Raw genomic sequence first — 603 nt, 5'->3', positions numbered from 1 at the left:
GATCAAATCCTTCTGTGCTTAAGTTATTGGCGTGAATATCGAACATTGTTTCATGTCGCAACGAGTTATGGTGTGTCAGAGCCTACTGCTTCAAGAATCGTCCGCCACGTAGAGGATTGCCTGATCAAGTCCAATCTATTTAATTTACCCAATAGTTTGCATGAAGGCGAAGGTATCGACTGGAATGTGGTGATCGTAGATGCCACCGAAGTTCCAATACAAAGACCTAAAAAAACAGAAGAAAAGCTATGGTGGTAAGAAGAAGGCACATACTTTTAAAGTACAAGCCATCATCCACTATAAGACTCAGCAAATTCTGAGTTTATGCACGAGTCGTGGTGCTGTACATGATTTTGAACTCTTCAAACGCAACCTGAATCAAATTCCTAAAGGGTCTTTTATCCTTGCAGATAAAGGCTATCAAGGGATTTATACGGTGTATCCAAATGGTCTATTGCCATTAAAAGCAAAAAAGCACTGTAAACTAGAACCTGAGCTAAAAGTTTACAATCAAGAAATCAATAAAAGAAGAATTGGGATTGAGCATGTATTTGGGACTTTGAAGACCTTCAAAATCCTTGCTGAGCGATATCGCAACCGTGG

General features: G+C 39.6%; 2 protein-coding genes. Both read left to right on the top strand.

Going from position 1 to position 603, the window contains the following annotated elements; genetic code table 11:
- Positions 1-258 (top strand): helix-turn-helix domain-containing protein (locus AC1M9L_RS14765; protein WP_481592554.1); only part of this gene is annotated, 258 nt, incomplete at its 5' end.
- On the top strand, positions 200-603 hold a 404-nt coding region (locus AC1M9L_RS14760), incomplete at its 3' end, for a transposase family protein (protein WP_481592553.1). The genes AC1M9L_RS14765 and AC1M9L_RS14760, both read left to right, overlap by 59 nt.

It is taken from the genome of Acinetobacter sp. ANC_7511, from assembly GCF_056779975.1.
This window is presented reverse-complemented; position numbering and strand designations above follow the sequence as displayed.